The 15,301-nt window shown below is 60.2% G+C and carries 15 protein-coding genes; 7 read left to right on the top strand and 8 right to left on the bottom strand.

Annotation, left to right across the window (positions count from 1 at the left end; all coding sequences use genetic code 11):
• Positions 1 to 63 precede the first annotated feature (63 nt).
• The 3 genes from HGP31_RS22940 (at position 64) to HGP31_RS22930 (ending at position 2,165) form a co-directional block, all read left to right on the top strand.
• Positions 64 to 531 (top strand): glycine zipper domain-containing protein, encoded by a 468-nt coding sequence (locus tag HGP31_RS22940; protein ID WP_020800469.1) that lies wholly within the window; start codon positions 64 to 66, stop codon positions 529 to 531.
• Between the two features lie 106 nt (positions 532 to 637).
• Complete coding sequence (locus tag HGP31_RS22935) at positions 638 to 856, top strand: hypothetical protein (protein WP_033041340.1); 219 nt, start codon at positions 638 to 640, stop codon at positions 854 to 856.
• 613 nt (positions 857 to 1,469) lie between these two features.
• Positions 1,470 to 2,165, top strand: coding sequence for an HAD-IA family hydrolase (locus tag HGP31_RS22930; RefSeq protein WP_168758736.1), 696 nt, complete (start codon positions 1,470 to 1,472; stop codon positions 2,163 to 2,165).
• Between the two features lie 114 nt (positions 2,166 to 2,279).
• On the opposite strand, the gene HGP31_RS22925 is transcribed toward HGP31_RS22930, so the two are convergent.
• Positions 2,280 to 3,026 (bottom strand): 3-oxoacyl-ACP reductase family protein, encoded by a 747-nt coding sequence (locus tag HGP31_RS22925; protein ID WP_020800465.1) that lies wholly within the window; start codon positions 3,024 to 3,026, stop codon positions 2,280 to 2,282.
• Between the two features lie 125 nt (positions 3,027 to 3,151).
• Here HGP31_RS22925 and HGP31_RS22920 point away from each other — a divergent pair, with 125 nt between their 5' ends.
• Complete coding sequence (locus tag HGP31_RS22920; protein ID WP_033044112.1) at positions 3,152 to 4,075, top strand: LysR family transcriptional regulator; 924 nt, start codon at positions 3,152 to 3,154, stop codon at positions 4,073 to 4,075.
• A 117-nt stretch (positions 4,076 to 4,192) separates the two neighbouring features.
• Here the strand turns inward: HGP31_RS22920 and HGP31_RS22915 are convergent, their stop codons facing one another.
• From HGP31_RS22915 to HGP31_RS22905, 3 genes are all read right to left on the bottom strand, one after another.
• Complete coding sequence (locus tag HGP31_RS22915; protein WP_020800463.1) at positions 4,193 to 4,921, bottom strand: aspartate/glutamate racemase family protein; 729 nt, start codon at positions 4,919 to 4,921, stop codon at positions 4,193 to 4,195.
• 56 nt (positions 4,922 to 4,977) lie between these two features.
• Positions 4,978 to 6,519, bottom strand: a complete 1,542-nt coding sequence (locus tag HGP31_RS22910) for an NCS1 family nucleobase:cation symporter-1 (RefSeq protein ID WP_151142974.1) — start codon at positions 6,517 to 6,519, stop codon at positions 4,978 to 4,980.
• A 575-nt stretch (positions 6,520 to 7,094) separates the two neighbouring features.
• Positions 7,095 to 7,829, bottom strand: coding sequence for a phosphoadenylyl-sulfate reductase (locus HGP31_RS22905; RefSeq protein ID WP_033044110.1), 735 nt, complete (start codon positions 7,827 to 7,829; stop codon positions 7,095 to 7,097).
• A gap of 163 nt (positions 7,830 to 7,992) precedes the next feature.
• Between HGP31_RS22905 and thrH the strand changes: the two genes are divergently transcribed.
• Positions 7,993 to 8,610, top strand: a complete 618-nt coding sequence (thrH, locus tag HGP31_RS22900; protein ID WP_020800459.1) for a bifunctional phosphoserine phosphatase/homoserine phosphotransferase ThrH — start codon at positions 7,993 to 7,995, stop codon at positions 8,608 to 8,610.
• 112 nt (positions 8,611 to 8,722) lie between these two features.
• Here the strand turns inward: thrH and pabB are convergent, their stop codons facing one another.
• The 4 genes from pabB to rloA all read right to left on the bottom strand — a co-directional run bounded on the left by pabB (position 8,723) and on the right by rloA (position 13,335).
• On the bottom strand, positions 8,723 to 10,066 hold the full coding sequence (gene pabB / locus HGP31_RS22895; protein ID WP_020800458.1) for an aminodeoxychorismate synthase component I: 1,344 nt from the start codon (positions 10,064 to 10,066) through the stop codon (positions 8,723 to 8,725).
• 205 nt (positions 10,067 to 10,271) lie between these two features.
• A complete protein-coding gene (locus HGP31_RS22890) occupies positions 10,272 to 11,258 on the bottom strand; it encodes an alpha-L-glutamate ligase-like protein (RefSeq protein WP_020800457.1) in 987 nt (328 codons plus the stop codon).
• Entirely contained in the window at positions 11,258 to 12,793 is a 1,536-nt protein-coding gene (gene rloB, locus HGP31_RS22885; protein WP_033044105.1) for an osmotic stress tolerance membrane protein RloB, read from the bottom strand. Before rloB ends, HGP31_RS22890 begins: the two co-directional genes overlap by 1 nt.
• Before the next feature lie 5 nt (positions 12,794 to 12,798).
• Positions 12,799 to 13,335 (bottom strand): retropepsin-like aspartic peptidase RloA, encoded by a 537-nt coding sequence (gene rloA / locus HGP31_RS22880; protein ID WP_020800455.1) that lies wholly within the window; start codon positions 13,333 to 13,335, stop codon positions 12,799 to 12,801.
• 302 nt (positions 13,336 to 13,637) lie between these two features.
• On the opposite strand from rloA, the gene HGP31_RS22875 reads away from it, so the two are divergent.
• A complete protein-coding gene (locus tag HGP31_RS22875) occupies positions 13,638 to 14,354 on the top strand; it encodes a GntR family transcriptional regulator (RefSeq protein ID WP_173667179.1) in 717 nt (238 codons plus the stop codon).
• Positions 14,351 to 15,241 carry a methylisocitrate lyase gene (prpB, locus tag HGP31_RS22870; protein WP_020800453.1) on the top strand — a complete coding sequence of 297 codons (891 nt, stop codon included), beginning with the start codon at positions 14,351 to 14,353 and terminating at the stop codon, positions 15,239 to 15,241. The genes HGP31_RS22875 and prpB overlap by 4 nt, the downstream gene beginning before the upstream one ends.
• The last annotated feature ends 60 nt before the right edge of the window (positions 15,242 to 15,301 follow it).

Genomic DNA, 15,301 nt, shown 5'->3' with positions numbered 1-15,301 from the left:
TTTTGAACGTTTATGGAATTAACGGCTCCAATTCACATACCCCCGATAAATAAGAGGCGTGCCATGACCCCGAAAACCCAAGGTAATGAAGTGCAGTACCCGAGTACTCGACGCTTGACGTTACCGGCAATTGTTTTTGGATTGTTGTTTACACCATTCGCACTGGCTGCAGGCGATGGTACCGCAGCCGTTGGCGGCGGTATTGGTGGTGCGCTGGGCAACGTGGTAGGTGGACAAATGGGCGGCAGCACGGGCGCTGCGATTGGTGCCGGCGTCGGTGGCGCCGCCGGTAGCGCGATCGGTGCGCCCAAGGGTAGTCGCACCGAAGCGGCGGTAGGCGGTGGCTTGGGTTCAGCCGGCGGTTCAGTGATCGGCAACAGCCTGGGTGGCAGGACCGGTTCGACTATTGGCGCAGGCCTGGGTGGTGCAGCCGGTGGTGCGGTCGGCAACAACCTGGGAAGCGACGATGGCGACTCCCACTCCGGCGGCGGTCACAAACATAAGCACAAACACAAGAACAAACATCACTGACGGATTCGATCGGCAAAATAACCGATAGTCTCCCTGATCGAACCTGACGATCGACGCTGCCTCCAACGGTCAGGGCCTGCCTTTCAGGTCCGTTGCGAGGTGCTCCATGAACGCAGATCCGAAAGTCGCCGACATCGACGAAACCCCCGAATACCCCCTGCCTTCACCTACCGATTCCCTGAGTCGCGATCAGCGGCCTCCCGATGACGAGCCCGGTGTCGAGCAGGTCCCCAACGATGACCTCAAGCGCACGGATTCTGATGTCGAAGTCGACCCGGACGATCCGGACATCGCCGGTGAGGACGCATCCGGCGAGCCGAGCTGACCGACCTCTGGCGCGAGACCGCCTGTCGAATGAGTGGCAACCCTGCCGATGCACTGCTGCCAGACTCAAGGTATGCAACGGGTAAAAGGAGACGTCCATGATCAGGTCAAGCGTGTTGGCCCTGGCAGTGGCTAGTCTGTTATCGATCGGTTCAGGCGTGGCATTTTCACAATCCTCAGGTAACGACGCGCCCGTCGATAAGGGCGGTATGCCGCCGTCTACTGAAATGAATGCAGGCTCTGGAACTGAGAACGCATTGCCGCCTGGCGCCATCAGGAATGGCAATGCAGGCGATGCCAATGGGAGCACCACCCGCCCGGAGACGGGAAGCGGGTCGACCAGCGGTGGCAGTTCGACGGGGAGCGCTTCTGGCAATGGGTCTGGAGGATCAGATAGTGCTGCCAAAAGTAGTGGGACAGGCAAGGCGTGCGGTTAGCCTGGCATAAATCAACAGCGCGTAAAGCTGTCCGGGCCCGGCGATTTGCCGGGCTTTTTGCGTCATGCGCCCGTTGCTCTTGGCCACGGCTGCTCGTTATGCTGCTGAAACCTTTAACCTGTCGAGGACCGGCCATACCAGAGCCGCCTGGGATGTCATGAAAACGGATCAGATGCGATGAATTTACCGCTCAAGGAGTTCGGCCCCATCAAGGCCGTGATTTTCGATATGGACGGCTTGTTGCTGGACACCGAGGGGATTTACACCGAAGTCACGGCCACGATTGCCGCGCGCTATGGCCGAACGTTCGACTGGAGCGTCAAGCAGAACATCATCGGCCGTGGCGCAGGTGACCTGGCGAGTTATGTGGTGCAGGCGCTGGACTTGCCGATCAGCGCCGAAGAGTTCCTGGTGATTCGCGAGCCGCTGATGCGCGAGCGTTTTCCTGCGGCGCAGTCGATGCCGGGAGCAGAAGAGCTGGTTCGGCACTTGAAGGCGCACAACATTCCCATTGCGGTGGGAACCAGTTCCTCAAGCCAGTCGTTCGGCCAGAAAACCACCTTGCATCGCGACTGGTTCGCCTTGTTCGACTTCATCGTCACGGCTGATGATCCAGAAGTCGGTGCGGCCAAACCGGCGCCGGATATCTTCCTGACGGCGGCACGACGCCTGGGTATCGAGCCACGTGATTGCCTGGTGTTCGAGGATTCGCCGTTCGGTGTCACGGCGGCCAAGGCGGCGGGGATGACGGCGATTGCGATTCCGGATGCGGCGATGGCCGATGAAAAGTACGCACACGCCGATGGCATTCTTCGAACGCTGAAGGCGTTCGTGCCGAGTGCCTGTGGCTTGCCAGCACTCGATTGGGCCTGATGATCAAAATTTGTAGGAGCGAGCATGTTCGCGATGAGCCTGAGAGCGCCGCTGGGTGTCAGGTTTCCCTCGTCATCGTTGACGACCATCGCGAGCATGCTCGCTCCTACAGGGTCAAGCGCCAAAACCACCGTCGATGGTCAGGCTCGCACCGGTGATGTAGCCCGCTTCGGGACCGACCAGGTAGGCGACGAAACTGGCGATCTCTTCGACTTTGCCGTAGCGCCCCACTGCCATCAGCGGGATCAGGCTGTCGGCGAAGTCGCCGTGGGCAGGGTTCATGTCGGTATCGACCGGGCCCGGTTGCACGTTGTTGATGGTGATGCCCTTGGGGCCGAGGTCGCGGGCCAGGCCCTTGGTCAGGCCAACCAGCGCCGATTTGCTCATGGCGTACGGGCCACCACCCGCGAAGGGCATGCGGTCGGCATTGGTGCTGCCGATATTGATGATGCGACCGCCTTCGGTCATGTGCCTGGCGGCAGCCTGGGTGGCGATGAACACGCTGCGTACGTTGATCGCCAGGGTCTGGTCGAAGTCTTCGAGCTTGAAGTCTTCCAGCGGTGCGACGGCCAGCACACCCGCGTTGTTAACCAGGATATCCAGCTGGCCAAACGCTTCTACGGTTGCCGTCACGGCGTTGCGAATGGCCTCGGCGTCAGCGCTGTCAGCCTTGATCGCCAGGGCTTTGCCGCCGCCTTGGGTGATGCTGTTCTGCAGTTCTTCGGCCTTCGCCGTGGAGCTTACGTAGGTAAAGGCGACAGTCGCGCCTTCAGCGGCCAGGCGTTTGACGATGGCAGCGCCGATGCCGCGGGAACCGCCTTGGATCAAAGCCACTTTGCCGCTGAGGTTCTGAGTAGTCATATCGATCTCCAAAGTCCCGAGGCGAGATGTCCCGGTTGATGGAGCCTAGTATCGATTCACGATTACAAGCTGAGTAGACAGCAATTGCGATAGTCTGTGTAAACCATAAGTTTATAATGGCTCCTATGGAAACCTTCAGCAGTATCGAATGCTTCGTGCGCAGTGCCGAGGTGGGCAGCTTTGCCGAAGCCGCGCGACGCTTGAGCCTGACCCCGGCGGCAGTCGGCAAGAGCGTGGCCAAACTGGAAGTGCGGCTGGGGGTACGCTTATTTCAGCGCAGTACTCGCAGCTTGACGCTGACCGAGGCCGGGCAGCTGTTTCTGAGCGAAGTCAGTGCCAGCCTGCACACGATCCAGAATGCCGTGGCCAATCTGGCCAGCGCCGAGGGGCGTCCCGCGGGCACTTTGAAGGTCAGCATGGGCACCGTCTTCGGGCGTCTATACATCGTGCCGCTGCTCGGTGAGTTTTTGCGGCGTTTTCCAGCGATCAACCCGGACTGGCATTTCGATAACCGTCAGGTCGACCTGATCGCCCAAGGTTTCGACGCCGCGATTGGTGGCGGGTTCGAACTGCCCCAAGGGGTGGTGGCGCGCAAGCTGACCCCGGCCCATCGCGTGTTGGTAGCCTCGGCCGGTTACCTGGCGGCGCATGAAGCGATTGTCGAGCCCGATGATCTCAAGCTTCACGACGGCATCCTCATTCGCTCACCGCAGACCGGCCGCGTGCGCTCCTGGCAGTTGACCAGCCGCACCCGACAACACAGCCCGCTGACGCTCAGGGCGCGGATGACCATGAGCGATTCGGAGGCGGCCTGCGCCACGGCGGTCCAGGGTTTGGGCATTGCCCTGGTGAGCATGCCGTTTGCCGTGGGGTATCTGGAGGCGGGGACGCTGGAGCGGGTGCTGCCGGACTGGTATGTCGATGATGGCAATATTTCGATCTATTACGCCGAGCACAAACTGCTGCCGGGCAAGACCCGGGCGTTTGTGGATTTTATTATCGAGCAGTTTGCCGGGCAGGGGTTGGGGCAGCGTTTTAGTGCTATTTGAGTCAGGCTTGAAACCGAGTCGCCCCCATTCGCGAGCGGGCTCGCTCCCACAGGGGAGTTTTGTACGCCGCGGAACCAATGTGGGAGCGAGCCTGCTCGCGAAGAACGATAACGCGGTTTACCTGCCAAATCGCCCCGGCCAGCCAATGATTTTTTTCGGCCGCGGCGTCGCATAGGTCCGCACCTTGGACGTCGACAACCCCAGCCGCACCAGCGATTCGGCGATGGTCACCGCCGCCGTCACACCATCGATTACCGGAACGCCTGTGCGCTGGCGAATCTGCTCGTCCAGCCCGGCCATGCCACCGCAACCCAGGCAAATCACTTCGGCCTTGTCCTGGGTTACTGCCAGTTCAGCCTGATGCACGATGGCCTCCAGTGCGCGTTGCGGCTCGTGTTCCAGTTCCAGCACCGCCAGGCCGCTAGCTCGCACCGAGGCACAACGGTCCCAGAGCCCCGACAGTTTCAGGCGATCTTCGATCAGAGGAACGGTGCGGTCGAGGGTAGTGACGACCGAGTAGGCATGGCCGAGAAACATCGCGGTGCTCGCTGCCGCATCGGTGATGTCCACCACCGGTACGTTGAGCAATTCCTGCAGGCCTTCGCGACCGTGTTCGCCATAGCCTGCTTGAATCACGGCATCGAAGGGCTGGTCGTAGGCCATGACCCGATCCATCACCGCAATGGCGGCCAGGTAGCTTTCGAAGTTGCCTTCGATCGAGTCGGCACCGAAGTAGGGCGTCAGGCCAACGATTTCCGTGCCGGGCGCAGCCACGGCCTGGGCCGAACGGGCAATGGCCTGGGTGATGGATTCGGTGGTGTTGACGTTGACCACGAGAATACGCATGGGGATTCCTTATAGCGGGTGGTTCAGCGGCCCGACGCTGCCGGGCCGCGATGGAGTCAATGGCTGACGTTGTCCACGGCGATGGCTTCACCGCTGACGTCGGCGTAGTGAGGTTGGCGCTTGGCGATGATCAGGTAGAGCATCCCGGCAATCCCGGCCCCAATCAGCCAGGAGAACGGCGACACCAAGTGGAAGCCCGGTACCAGCGCCAGGACGATGGCGATCAGTGCGGCAGGAATGAATGCCGCCACGGCGCGCAGGTTGACCCCGCGGCTGTAGTAATAAGCACCGTTCGGGTCTTCGCTGTACAACTGCGGCACGTTGACCTGGCCTTTTCGTACAAGCCAGTAGTCGACCATGATCACGCCATACAGCGGGCCGAGCAGGGCGCCAAGGCCGGAGAGGAAGTAGACGATCACCAACGGGCTGTTATAGAGGTTCCACGGCAGGATCAGCACGGCGATGGTCGCGCTGATCAGCCCGGCACGACGGAACGTCAGGTATTTGGGCGCCAGGTTGCTGAGGACAAAGGCCGGCGCGACGAAGTTGGCCATGATGTTGACCGCCACGGTGACGATCAGGAACGCCAGGCAGCCCAGGACCAGGAAGAAGGTGTTGGGGATCGAAGCGATGATCTCTGTAGGGCTTTCGATAATGTGGCCATTGATCTGGAATTGCGCGCCGCACAGCAGGACGGTGATGGCAGCGAATACCAGGATGTTCACCGGCAGGCCCCAGAAGTTTCCGACCTTGATGGTCTTGCGGCACGGCGAAGAGCGGGCGAAGTCGCAGAAATTGAGGATCAGCGTACCGTAGATCGCCAGCCACAATGCACCGCCGGCAAAGATGTTGCGCCACATCTCGCCGCCGCTCAGCGGCTCGCGGATCGACCAGGCGATGGTCGCATTGGCCTGAAAATACATCCAGGCGGCCAGGGCGGCGACGGTCAGCAGGATCACCGGCCCGGCAAAGGCTTCATAGCGCCGCACCATTTCCATGCCGTAGGCAAGGATGCCCAATTGCACCAACCAGATCGCCACGAAACACACCCAGCCCAGGCTGGACAGGCCGAGGATCGAATCGTGGTCGTACTCGGCGAACCCGGGATGGATGGCGGTCAGCAGGACGCGGAACACAACCGAGGCCAGGTACGTCTGGATGCCGAACCAGGCGATGGCGATCACGGCGCGGATCAGGGCAGGAATCTGCGCGCCATGGATGCCGAAACTGATGCGGCTGATGACCGGAAACGGCACACCGGTCTTCTGGCCCATGTAGCCCGACAGGTTCATGAAGCAATACACCAGCGCCGCGCCGATGCCCAGCGACAGGAGAATCTGCCAGCCGCCCAGGCCCAGGGCGTAAAGGCCAATGGCAAACGAGTAGTTGGCGATGTTATGCACATCGTTGGTCCATAACGCGAAGATGCTGTAGCGACCCCAGCGCCGGCCTTCTGCCTTGGTCGGGGCCAGGTCTTTGTTGTGCAGGCGGGGGCTGAGCACGACAGGGGGTTGCAGTGGCTGCCCAAGGTCGGTCTGGGTGACGTGGGAAGAAGGTAGATCCAGCGCAATATCGTTGGTGGAGAGACTTGTACGCATTCCGGCAGGCTCCTGATGTTCGACGCCGCGATGACTGTGCATGAGCGCAAGGCTCGACAAATCTTCGTCGCGGGTAGCGAAAACCATTGGTTATGGGGCATCTGCAGCCTGTACGGGATAGGGCGCTTCAGGCTTGCGGATCTGAGTGTTTTTATGTTTTGAGGTGATTGTATACAAAACATGTATGCACTTAAGCGAGATGCGTGCCAGTCTTGAATCTATGGATTTGGTTGCTCATTTCGTTTTGTTATCAGCGGGTGCTAAACCGCTGAAAAACGGGTGATATAAGTTGACCGATTGCGCAGGTATTTATTTTTTCGGAGGGGGCTACAAAAAGCTGTGGCGAGGGTTGTCAGGCAGGGAAATGTAACTTTTTAGGGCGAAGAAACAAAAAGTGCACACAAAAATGACACCGATGGTGACAGTGGTGTGTACATATTTTCAGGGCTGATGTTGACACCTGTGGGAGCTGGCTTGCCCGCGATTGTCTTCAACGATAACGCAGGGTGCCTGATACACCGCGGCGTTCTCACGTTTTTCGCGAGCGAGCTTGCTCCTACATGTGGGTATCGCTGTTATGACTTGCTGATGATATTGCCGGCATGCAGCCCGCATTCCTTCTGCGTGGCCTCTTCCCACCACCAGCGACCTTCACGCTCGTGCTGGTTTGGCAGTACCGGGCGGGTGCACGGCTCACAGCCAATGCTGATGAACCCGCGTTCGTGCAGGCTGTTGTACGGCAGTTCCAGCATCCGGATGTAGCCCCAGATTTCCTCGCTGGTCATCTGCGCCAGCGGGTTGAACTTGTACAGGGTGCGTTCCGGGGTAGAGAACGCGGTGTCTATTTCCATCACGGCCACAGCGCTGCGCGTGCCAGGGCTCTGGTCGCGGCGCTGGCCGGTAGCCCAGGCCTTCACGCCAGACAGCTTGCGACGCAGCGGCTCGATCTTGCGGATGCCGCAGCACTCGCCATGGCCGTCCTTGTAGAAACTGAACAGGCCTTTTTCCTTCACGAACGGTTCAAGCTTGGTGTGATCCGGGGACACCAGTTCGATATCGATCTTGTAATGCTCGCGCACCTGATCGATGAAGCGGTAGGTTTCGGGATGCAAGCGGCCAGTGTCGAGGCTGAACACTTTGACGTTCTTGTTCAGCTTCCAGGCCATGTCCACCAGCACCACGTCCTCGGCGCCGCTGAAAGATATCCACAGATCATCGCCGAACTCGGCAAAAGCGAGTTTCAGGATGTCCTGGGCGGATTTGTTGGCATAGGTCGTGGCGAGTTCCACGACGTCGAACGTTGGGCTCATCAGGGCGGCTTCCTACAGGTCGGTGGCGCTGGGCGCTCTATATGGGGCCGATGGTAACAAAAAGCTGCGCTGGCCGGGGCGTCCTCTGCGTTGCGTGGTGGGGGAGTTGTCGCTAGAGTTCGGGCTCGCTCGACTCAATAAACAATACCAATGGGAGTGTCTTGTGGAAATTGCCTGTCTGGATCTTGAAGGTGTGCTGGTCCCGGAAATATGGATCGCCTTCGCCGAAAAAACCGGGATCGAATCCCTCAGGGCCACCACCCGGGACATTCCCGACTATGACGTGCTGATGAAGCAGCGCTTGCGGATTCTCGATGAACACGGCCTGAAACTCGCCGACATCCAGGAGGTGATCGCCACGCTCAAGCCGCTGGACGGTGCCGTCGAGTTCGTCGATTGGCTGCGCGAGCGCTTCCAGGTGGTGATTCTGTCGGACACCTTCTACGAGTTTTCCCAGCCGCTGATGCGTCAGCTCGGCTTCCCGACCTTGCTCTGCCATCGTTTGATTACTGACGATACCGGCCGGGTGACGGGCTATCAGCTGCGTCAGAAAGATCCCAAGCGCCAGTCGGTGCTGTCCTTCAAGAGCCTCTACTACCGGGTGATTGCAGCGGGCGATTCCTACAACGACACCACGATGCTGGGTGAGGCGGACGCCGGGATTCTGTTCCATGCGCCGGACAATGTGATCGCCGAGTTCCCGCAGTTCCCGGCGGTGCATACCTTTGAAGAGCTGAAGCAGGAGTTCATCAAGGCTTCGAATCGTACCTTGAGTTTGTAGTCGTTCTTCAGGACGCCTTCGCGGGCAAGCCCGCTCCCACAGTGTTTTTTCGTCGGTCACAAAATCTGTGAACAACCATTAACCTGTGGGAGCGGGCTTGCCCGCGATGTTTTTAGAGGTTCTGGAGGGTATCGAGCAGCACCTTCACCTTGGTGATCGATTCCTGATACTCGGCCTGCCACTCGGAATCGGCGACGATTCCGCCACCACCCCAGCAGCACACCTGCCCATCCTTGACCAACAGGCTGCGGATGGCGATGGAGCTGTCCATCTCGCCGCGCACGTCCAGATACAGCAATGAACCGCAGTACAGCCCGCGTCGGGTGGGTTCCAGCTCGTCGATGATCTGCATCGAGCGAATTTTCGGCGCACCGGTAATAGAGCCGCCCGGGAAGCTGCCGGCGATCAGGTCCAGCGCATCGCGATCATCTGCCAGTTCGCCGGTCACGCTGCTCACCAGGTGATGCACATTGGGGTAGCTTTCCAGGCTGAACAACTCAGGCACTCGAACCGAACCGGTGCGGCAGGTGCGACCGAGGTCGTTGCGCAACAGGTCGACGATCATCAGGTTTTCCGCACGGTCCTTGGGGCTCGCCAGCAGTTCGGCGGCGTTCGCCGCGTCCTCGGCAGCGCTAAGGCCGCGCGGGCGTGTGCCTTTGATCGGACGGGTCTCAACATGGCGTTCGCTGACTTTGACGAAACGTTCCGGTGACAGGCTCAGCACCGCGCCGCCGTCGGGCAGGCTCTGGAAGCCGGAAAACGGAGTGGGGCAAGCCAGTCGCAACGCGCAATACGCCGTCCATGGATCACCTTGGCAGGGTGCACGGAAACGCTGGGCGAAGTTGACCTGATAGCAATCGCCTGCCTGGATGTATTGCTGGATGCGCTCGATCGCCTGGCGATACTGATCAGCGTTCAGATCGGCATTCATCGGCGCTTGCAGCTTGAACGGCTCGACCGCTTCAGCGGCGGGCTGGCTGAACAGCTGGATCAGGCGTTGGCGCTCGCTGTCAGCCAGCGTTGGGTGAAACACCAATTGGCTGGTGGCCTGGTGGTGATCGCTGATCAGCGCCCAATCGTACAGGCCGAAGCGCGCATCGGGTAACTGCAGGTCATCCAGGGCCTGGCTCGGCAGGTTTTCCAGGTGGCGGCCGAAGTCGTAGCTCAGGTAACCGATCAAGCCGCCCGCAAACGGCAGTTCATAAGGTGCAGGCAGCGATGCTTCGCCCAATCGTGTCAGATTGTCCCGAAGGCGTTGCAGGAAATCGCTGCCGCGTTCGTCAGGCGCTACGGCCAGTTGTTCCAGCGGCCAGGCGCTGAGCAAGTCAAAGCGCCCGCGCTCGGCGCTGGGGCGGCCGCTGTCGAGCAGCACGGCACCTGGGGCATGACGAATGGCCGCGAAGTAGTCGGCAGGGTTGGCGCGATAGGGCAGCGGGTGTACGGAGCAGGTCAGCATGGGCGGGTTGGATCAGCCATCGAGGCGGGGTGGCGATTGTAGTCCCCTCGGGGAATTGCTCCTAGAGGGGATTGGCAGATTGGAGGCAGGCATGGCTACTGTGGAATCTGGCAGATTGTATTCGCGAGCAGGCTCGCTCCCACAGGGTTCAGCGCAATACTTGTGGGAGCGAGCCTGCTCGCGAAAGACACACCTGGGTTCTGGATCAACCCTCGACCGGTGGAATATGCCCGAACATCTCCTGCACAAACGCCACTCGCTCTTCGACGGTTTCGCTGACGCCGCGTGCTTTCAAGTCTTCCAGCCGCGCCTCGACCGCATGGGTGCGCAATGTCAGGCCGCAATCATTGGCAATCTGGATATTCAAGCCAGGTCGGGCGTTGAGCTCGAGGATCAGTGGGCCTTTCTCCTGGTCCAGCACCATGTCGACACCGATGTAGCCCAGCCCGCACAGTTCATAGCAACCCGCGGCGAGTTTCATGAAACCGTCCCAGTAGGGTAGTTGCACGCCATCCACCGCGTTGGTGGTGTCCGGGTGTTTGGCGATGATGTTGTTCAGCCAGGTGCCGCGCAGGGTCAGGCCGGTGGCCAGGTCGACACCCACGCCGATGGCGCCCTGGTGCAAGTTGGCCTTGCCGCCGGACTGACGGGTGGGCAAGCGCAGCATGGCCATGACCGGATACCCCATCAACACGATGATGCGGATGTCCGGCACACCTTCATAGCTGATGCTCTTGAAGATCTGGTCCGGGATCACCCGGTATTCGATCAGTGCACGGTCGCGATGCCCGCCCAGGGAATACAGGCCGGTCAGGATGCTGGAAATATGGTGCTCGAGCTCTTCGTGGCCGACGATCTTGCCGGACACCGTGCGATAGCGGCCCTCGAAGCGGTCGGCGATGACAATGATGCCATCGCCGCCGGCGCCTTGGGCCGGCTTGATCACGAAATCGGTGTGCCCGTCGATGATCTCGTCGAGCTTGTCGATTTCCTTTTCGGTCGATATCACCCCATACAGTTGCGGCACATGGATGCCGGCGGCGATGGCACGTTCCTTGGTGATGATCTTGTCATCGACGATCGGATACAGGCTGCGCTTGTTGTACTTGAGCACGTAGTCCGCGTTACGCCGATTGATGCCCATGATGCCCCGGGCTTCCAGGGCTTTCCAGGTCTTCCAGAAGCCGAACATCAGGCGTCAGCCTTCTTCAGGAAAGCCTTGAAACGCACCAGCTCGGTCAGGCGGTAGCCGCGATAGCGACCCATGGCCAGCATGAAGCCCACCATGATCAGCAGGATCGCCGGGAAGGTGAACACGAAGTACACCAGCTCCGGAATGGTCATGATCAGGTGCGCCAGCGTCGCGGCGAACAGGGTGCCGATTGCCACTTTCATGGCATGGCTGGCGCCACGTTCCTCCCAGGTGATCGACAGGCGTTCGATGGTCATGGTCAGGATCACCATCGGGAACAGCGCCACCGACAGCCCGCGCTCCAGGCCGAGCTTATGGCTGAACAGGCTGATGGCCGCGATCAACACCACGACGAACGTCAGCACCACCGACAGCCTTGGCAGCATTTGCAGTTTCAGGTGCTCAAGGTAAGAGCGCAGCGACAGCCCCAGCGCCGTGATGATGGTAAACAGCACGATACCGAAGCCGAGCTGGGTCTCGCGGAAGGCCAGGGCGATCAGCACCGGGGTAAAGGTGCCGAGGGTCTGCAGGCCGATCAGGTTGCGCAGGACCAGGATCACCAGCACGCCGATCGGGATCATCACCATGATCATGAAGGTCTGCTGGGTTTGCAGCGGCAAGCCGTACAGCGAGTACTCGAGGAAATTGGCGTCGGTGTTCTCGTCGGTCAGCTTGGCCAGGCGAATGGCGTTCATCTCGCTGTTGTTCATGCTGAAGGTCACAGTGGCCTTCTTGCCGCCATCGACGGTGATCAGGTTTTCGTCGCCGGTCCACCACAGCAGGCGGTCGGTCGGCAGGCCCTGTTCGCCGGTTTCCGGGTTGAAGTACAGCCAGTCGGTGCCATTGAAGCTGCGCAGCCAGAGCTCCGGGGTTTGCGGCTGGTCGGCCACCAGGCGAATGGTGTGGACCTTTTCCACCGGCACGTGGGCGATGGACAGCAGCAGCTCGACGATCTTTGCCTTGTGGGCCGGTGTCGGGTCGCCGGCCAGGAGCATCTTGGCGTTGTCGTCGTTGCTGTTGTTGACCCGCTTGATCGCTTCGCTGATGAAGGTCTCGACGTCGGCCGAGTGTTGGCGAATCGGCGCCAGCAGCGCTTCGGCGGCGAGTTTTTCAGGGCCTTCCACGGCAATGCTGTCGCGGAAGGTCGGCCCCTTGATCTTGGCTTTTTCGGCGGTGTAGCGCTTGGTCAACACCAGACGGTAATAAAGGGTCTGGTTGCCTTTGGCCCGGCGCGCCGACCACGTGACCTTGCGGTTGCCGTCGACTCGGTTCACGGCCACGCCGTAATTATTTGAAATAAAGCTTTCGTTGAGACTCACGTAATCGCGGCTCAAGGGTGGCACGAACATCTGGATCTTGACTGGGTCCTTGGCACTGGCGACGAACTCGACCTTGGCGTCGATGTTCCACAAGTCGTCGGTGGCGTCTTCCGTCACGGGAATGCCGAGTACGAAGATCTGGTAGGCCGTGACTGAAATGCCCAATACCACCAGGATGGCGATCAACATTTTCAGATGAAGGGTAAGAGAGCGCATTTAAATTACTCGGCGGTATGAGCGTCGGCGGCGCAGGCGGGTTTGCCGGCAGCGTATTTAAGACTGGGGTCGACCAGCGCATCGAAGCGTTTGAGTGCTTCGGAGCCGATCAATAGCGGGTATTGGAACGCGCTACGGTCGGTCAGGTTCACTTCGATGCTACGTAAAGCTGAACCCATGCAGATATCCAGCTCGATCACCGGACGGGCAGTGTACTTCTTGCCCTCTTCCGGGTCGTAGTCACCGGCCCGGCGTTTGATCTTGCTGACGCGGGCCAGCGGTCGTTCGATCGGGTGCGAATGGGCGGTGTCGATGGCCAGGTAGAAGCGCACCCAGGACTCGCCATTGCGTTTGAAGCGCTTGATGTCGCGGGCGCTCAAGGATGCGGTTTTTGCCCCGGTGTCGAGTTTGGCGGCCACTTCGAGGTCGATGCCGCCCAACGAAGCATATTCATTGAGGCCGTACACGGTCTTGTCCCCGGCAGCAGCGAACCCGGGCAGGCAAAGAAGAAAAAGGAAGATCGGGAAGGGCTTGAGTCTCATAAATCCTGGTGCGCAGCGGTCTGTTCTTTAATTCAAGACCCTGGCATCGCTGCGCAAGCTCCTCGTATGCCTATCAGCTATTTATGACAAGCCGTGCAGATGTCACAAACAAATGCGGGCGGCATTCTAGCACGGCAGGTTGATGGCGCCAGCGCTGGCGGGCGGCTGTGAATCGAGGGCACTGCTTTGTTATGGTGCAGGAGGTTATTAGACGATTGTCGACAATATCTAATTATCCTTTGACTGTGGCGGCAGTTTTGGTTAATTTTTGCCGCACTGGCTTTCAAGGTGTCGACAATATGCTGGATCAACTGGCTCCCCCGCTTACCGTTCAGGATGACTCGGAAACGCTTTCCGAAAACGTCTTCCGACGCATTCAAGCGGCCATCGTCAAGGGTGAGATCGCCCCGGGCAGCAAAATCTCCGAGCCCGAGCTGGCCCGTACCTACGGCATCAGCCGTGGCCCGTTGCGCGAAGCCATCCACCGCCTGGAAGGCCAACGCCTGCTGGTGCGCGTGCCACACGTCGGAGCACGGGTGGTGTCGCTCAACCATGCCGAGCTGGTGGAGCTCTACGAAATCCGCGAATCCCTCGAAGGCATGGCCTGTCGCCTGGCCGCCGAGCGCATGAGCGTCGAGGAAATCGATGAGCTGCGCCGGGTCCTTGAAACCCACGAACGCGATGAGGCCTTCCAGGCTGGCCGCGGCTACTACCAGCAGGAAGGCGATTTCGACTTCCACTACCGGATTATCCAGGGCAGCGGTAACCGCACCCTGACGCAAATGCTCTGCGGCGAGCTGTATCAATTGGTGCGCATGTACCGCATCCAGTTTTCCACCACGCCCAATCGCCCGCACCAGGCCTTTGCCGAGCACCACCGAATTCTCGATGCCATCGCCGACCGTGACGGTGAACTGGCCGAGTTGTTGATGCGCCGTCACATCGGCGCCTCCAAACGCAACATCGCCCGTCATTACCAGGACGGCGCTAACCCGACAGCCAAACGAGGTGAGTCATGAGTTTGAACAAGAGCACTCCAGGCCAGCGTTTCCGCGATGCGGTCGCCAGCGAGCATCCATTGCAAGTGGTCGGCGCCATCAACGCCAACCACGCCCTGCTGGCCAAGCGTGCCGGTTTCAAGGCGATCTACCTGTCGGGTGGCGGGGTGGCTGCTGGCTCCCTTGGCGTGCCGGACCTGGGCATCACCGGCCTGGATGACGTGCTGACCGACGTGCGTCGCATCACCGACGTCTGCGACCTGCCGCTGCTGGTGGATGTGGACACCGGTTTCGGCTCCTCGGCGTTCAACGTCGCCCGTACCGTCAAGTCGATGATCAAGTTCGGTGCGGCGGCGATTCACATCGAAGACCAGGTTGGCGCCAAGCGTTGCGGTCACCGTCCTAATAAGGAAATCGTGACCCAGCAGGAAATGGTCGATCGCATCAAGGCGGCCGTCGATGCCCGTACCGATGACAGCTTCGTGATCATGGCCCGTACCGACGCCCTGGCAGTGGAAGGCCTGGAATCGGCACTGGATCGCGCCGCCGCGTGCATCGAGGCCGGCGCCGACATGGTGTTCCCGGAAGCCATCACCGAACTCGAGATGTACAAACTGTTCGCCAGCCGTGTGAAAGCGCCGATCCTGGCCAACATCACCGAATTCGGCGCGACGCCGCTGTACACCACCGAGCAACTCGCCGCTGCGGACGTGTCGCTGGTGCTGTACCCGCTGTCGGCCTTCCGCGCCATGAACAAGGCTGCGGAAAATGTCTACACCGCGATCCGTCGCGATGGCACGCAGGCGAATGTCATCGACACCATGCAGACCCGCATGGAGCTTTACGATCGCATCGACTACCACACCTTCGAGCAGAAGCTCGATGCGTTGTTCGCCGCGAAAAAATGAAGATCAAAAGATCGCAGCCTTCGGCAGCTCCTACCTCGGCCGTGATCCTCTGTAGGAGCT

This window comes from Pseudomonas umsongensis, from assembly GCF_012647205.1.
Classification (GTDB): domain Bacteria; phylum Pseudomonadota; class Gammaproteobacteria; order Pseudomonadales; family Pseudomonadaceae; genus Aquipseudomonas; species Aquipseudomonas umsongensis.
The sequence above is the reverse complement of the archived record's forward strand: the minus strand, read 5'-3'. Positions and strand labels throughout refer to the sequence as shown.

Coding starts and splice junctions, on each gene's coding strand:
- HGP31_RS22940 (WP_020800469.1), top strand. CDS start 64: ATGACCCCGAAAACCCAAGGTAATGAAGTGCAGTACCCGAGTACTCGA.
- HGP31_RS22935 (WP_033041340.1), top strand. CDS start 638: ATGAACGCAGATCCGAAAGTCGCCGACATCGACGAAACCCCCGAATAC.
- HGP31_RS22930 (WP_168758736.1), top strand. CDS start 1,470: ATGAATTTACCGCTCAAGGAGTTCGGCCCCATCAAGGCCGTGATTTTC.
- HGP31_RS22925 (WP_020800465.1), bottom strand. CDS start 3,026: ATGACTACTCAGAACCTCAGCGGCAAAGTGGCTTTGATCCAAGGCGGT.
- HGP31_RS22920 (WP_033044112.1), top strand. CDS start 3,152: ATGGAAACCTTCAGCAGTATCGAATGCTTCGTGCGCAGTGCCGAGGTG.
- HGP31_RS22915 (WP_020800463.1), bottom strand. CDS start 4,921: ATGCGTATTCTCGTGGTCAACGTCAACACCACCGAATCCATCACCCAG.
- HGP31_RS22910 (WP_151142974.1), bottom strand. CDS start 6,519: ATGCGTACAAGTCTCTCCACCAACGATATTGCGCTGGATCTACCTTCT.
- HGP31_RS22905 (WP_033044110.1), bottom strand. CDS start 7,829: ATGAGCCCAACGTTCGACGTCGTGGAACTCGCCACGACCTATGCCAAC.
- pabB (WP_020800458.1), bottom strand. CDS start 10,066: ATGCTGACCTGCTCCGTACACCCGCTGCCCTATCGCGCCAACCCTGCC.
- HGP31_RS22890 (WP_020800457.1), bottom strand. CDS start 11,258: ATGTTCGGCTTCTGGAAGACCTGGAAAGCCCTGGAAGCCCGGGGCATC.
- rloB (WP_033044105.1), bottom strand. CDS start 12,793: ATGCGCTCTCTTACCCTTCATCTGAAAATGTTGATCGCCATCCTGGTG.
- rloA (WP_020800455.1), bottom strand. CDS start 13,335: ATGAGACTCAAGCCCTTCCCGATCTTCCTTTTTCTTCTTTGCCTGCCC.
- prpB (WP_020800453.1), top strand. CDS start 14,351: ATGAGTTTGAACAAGAGCACTCCAGGCCAGCGTTTCCGCGATGCGGTC.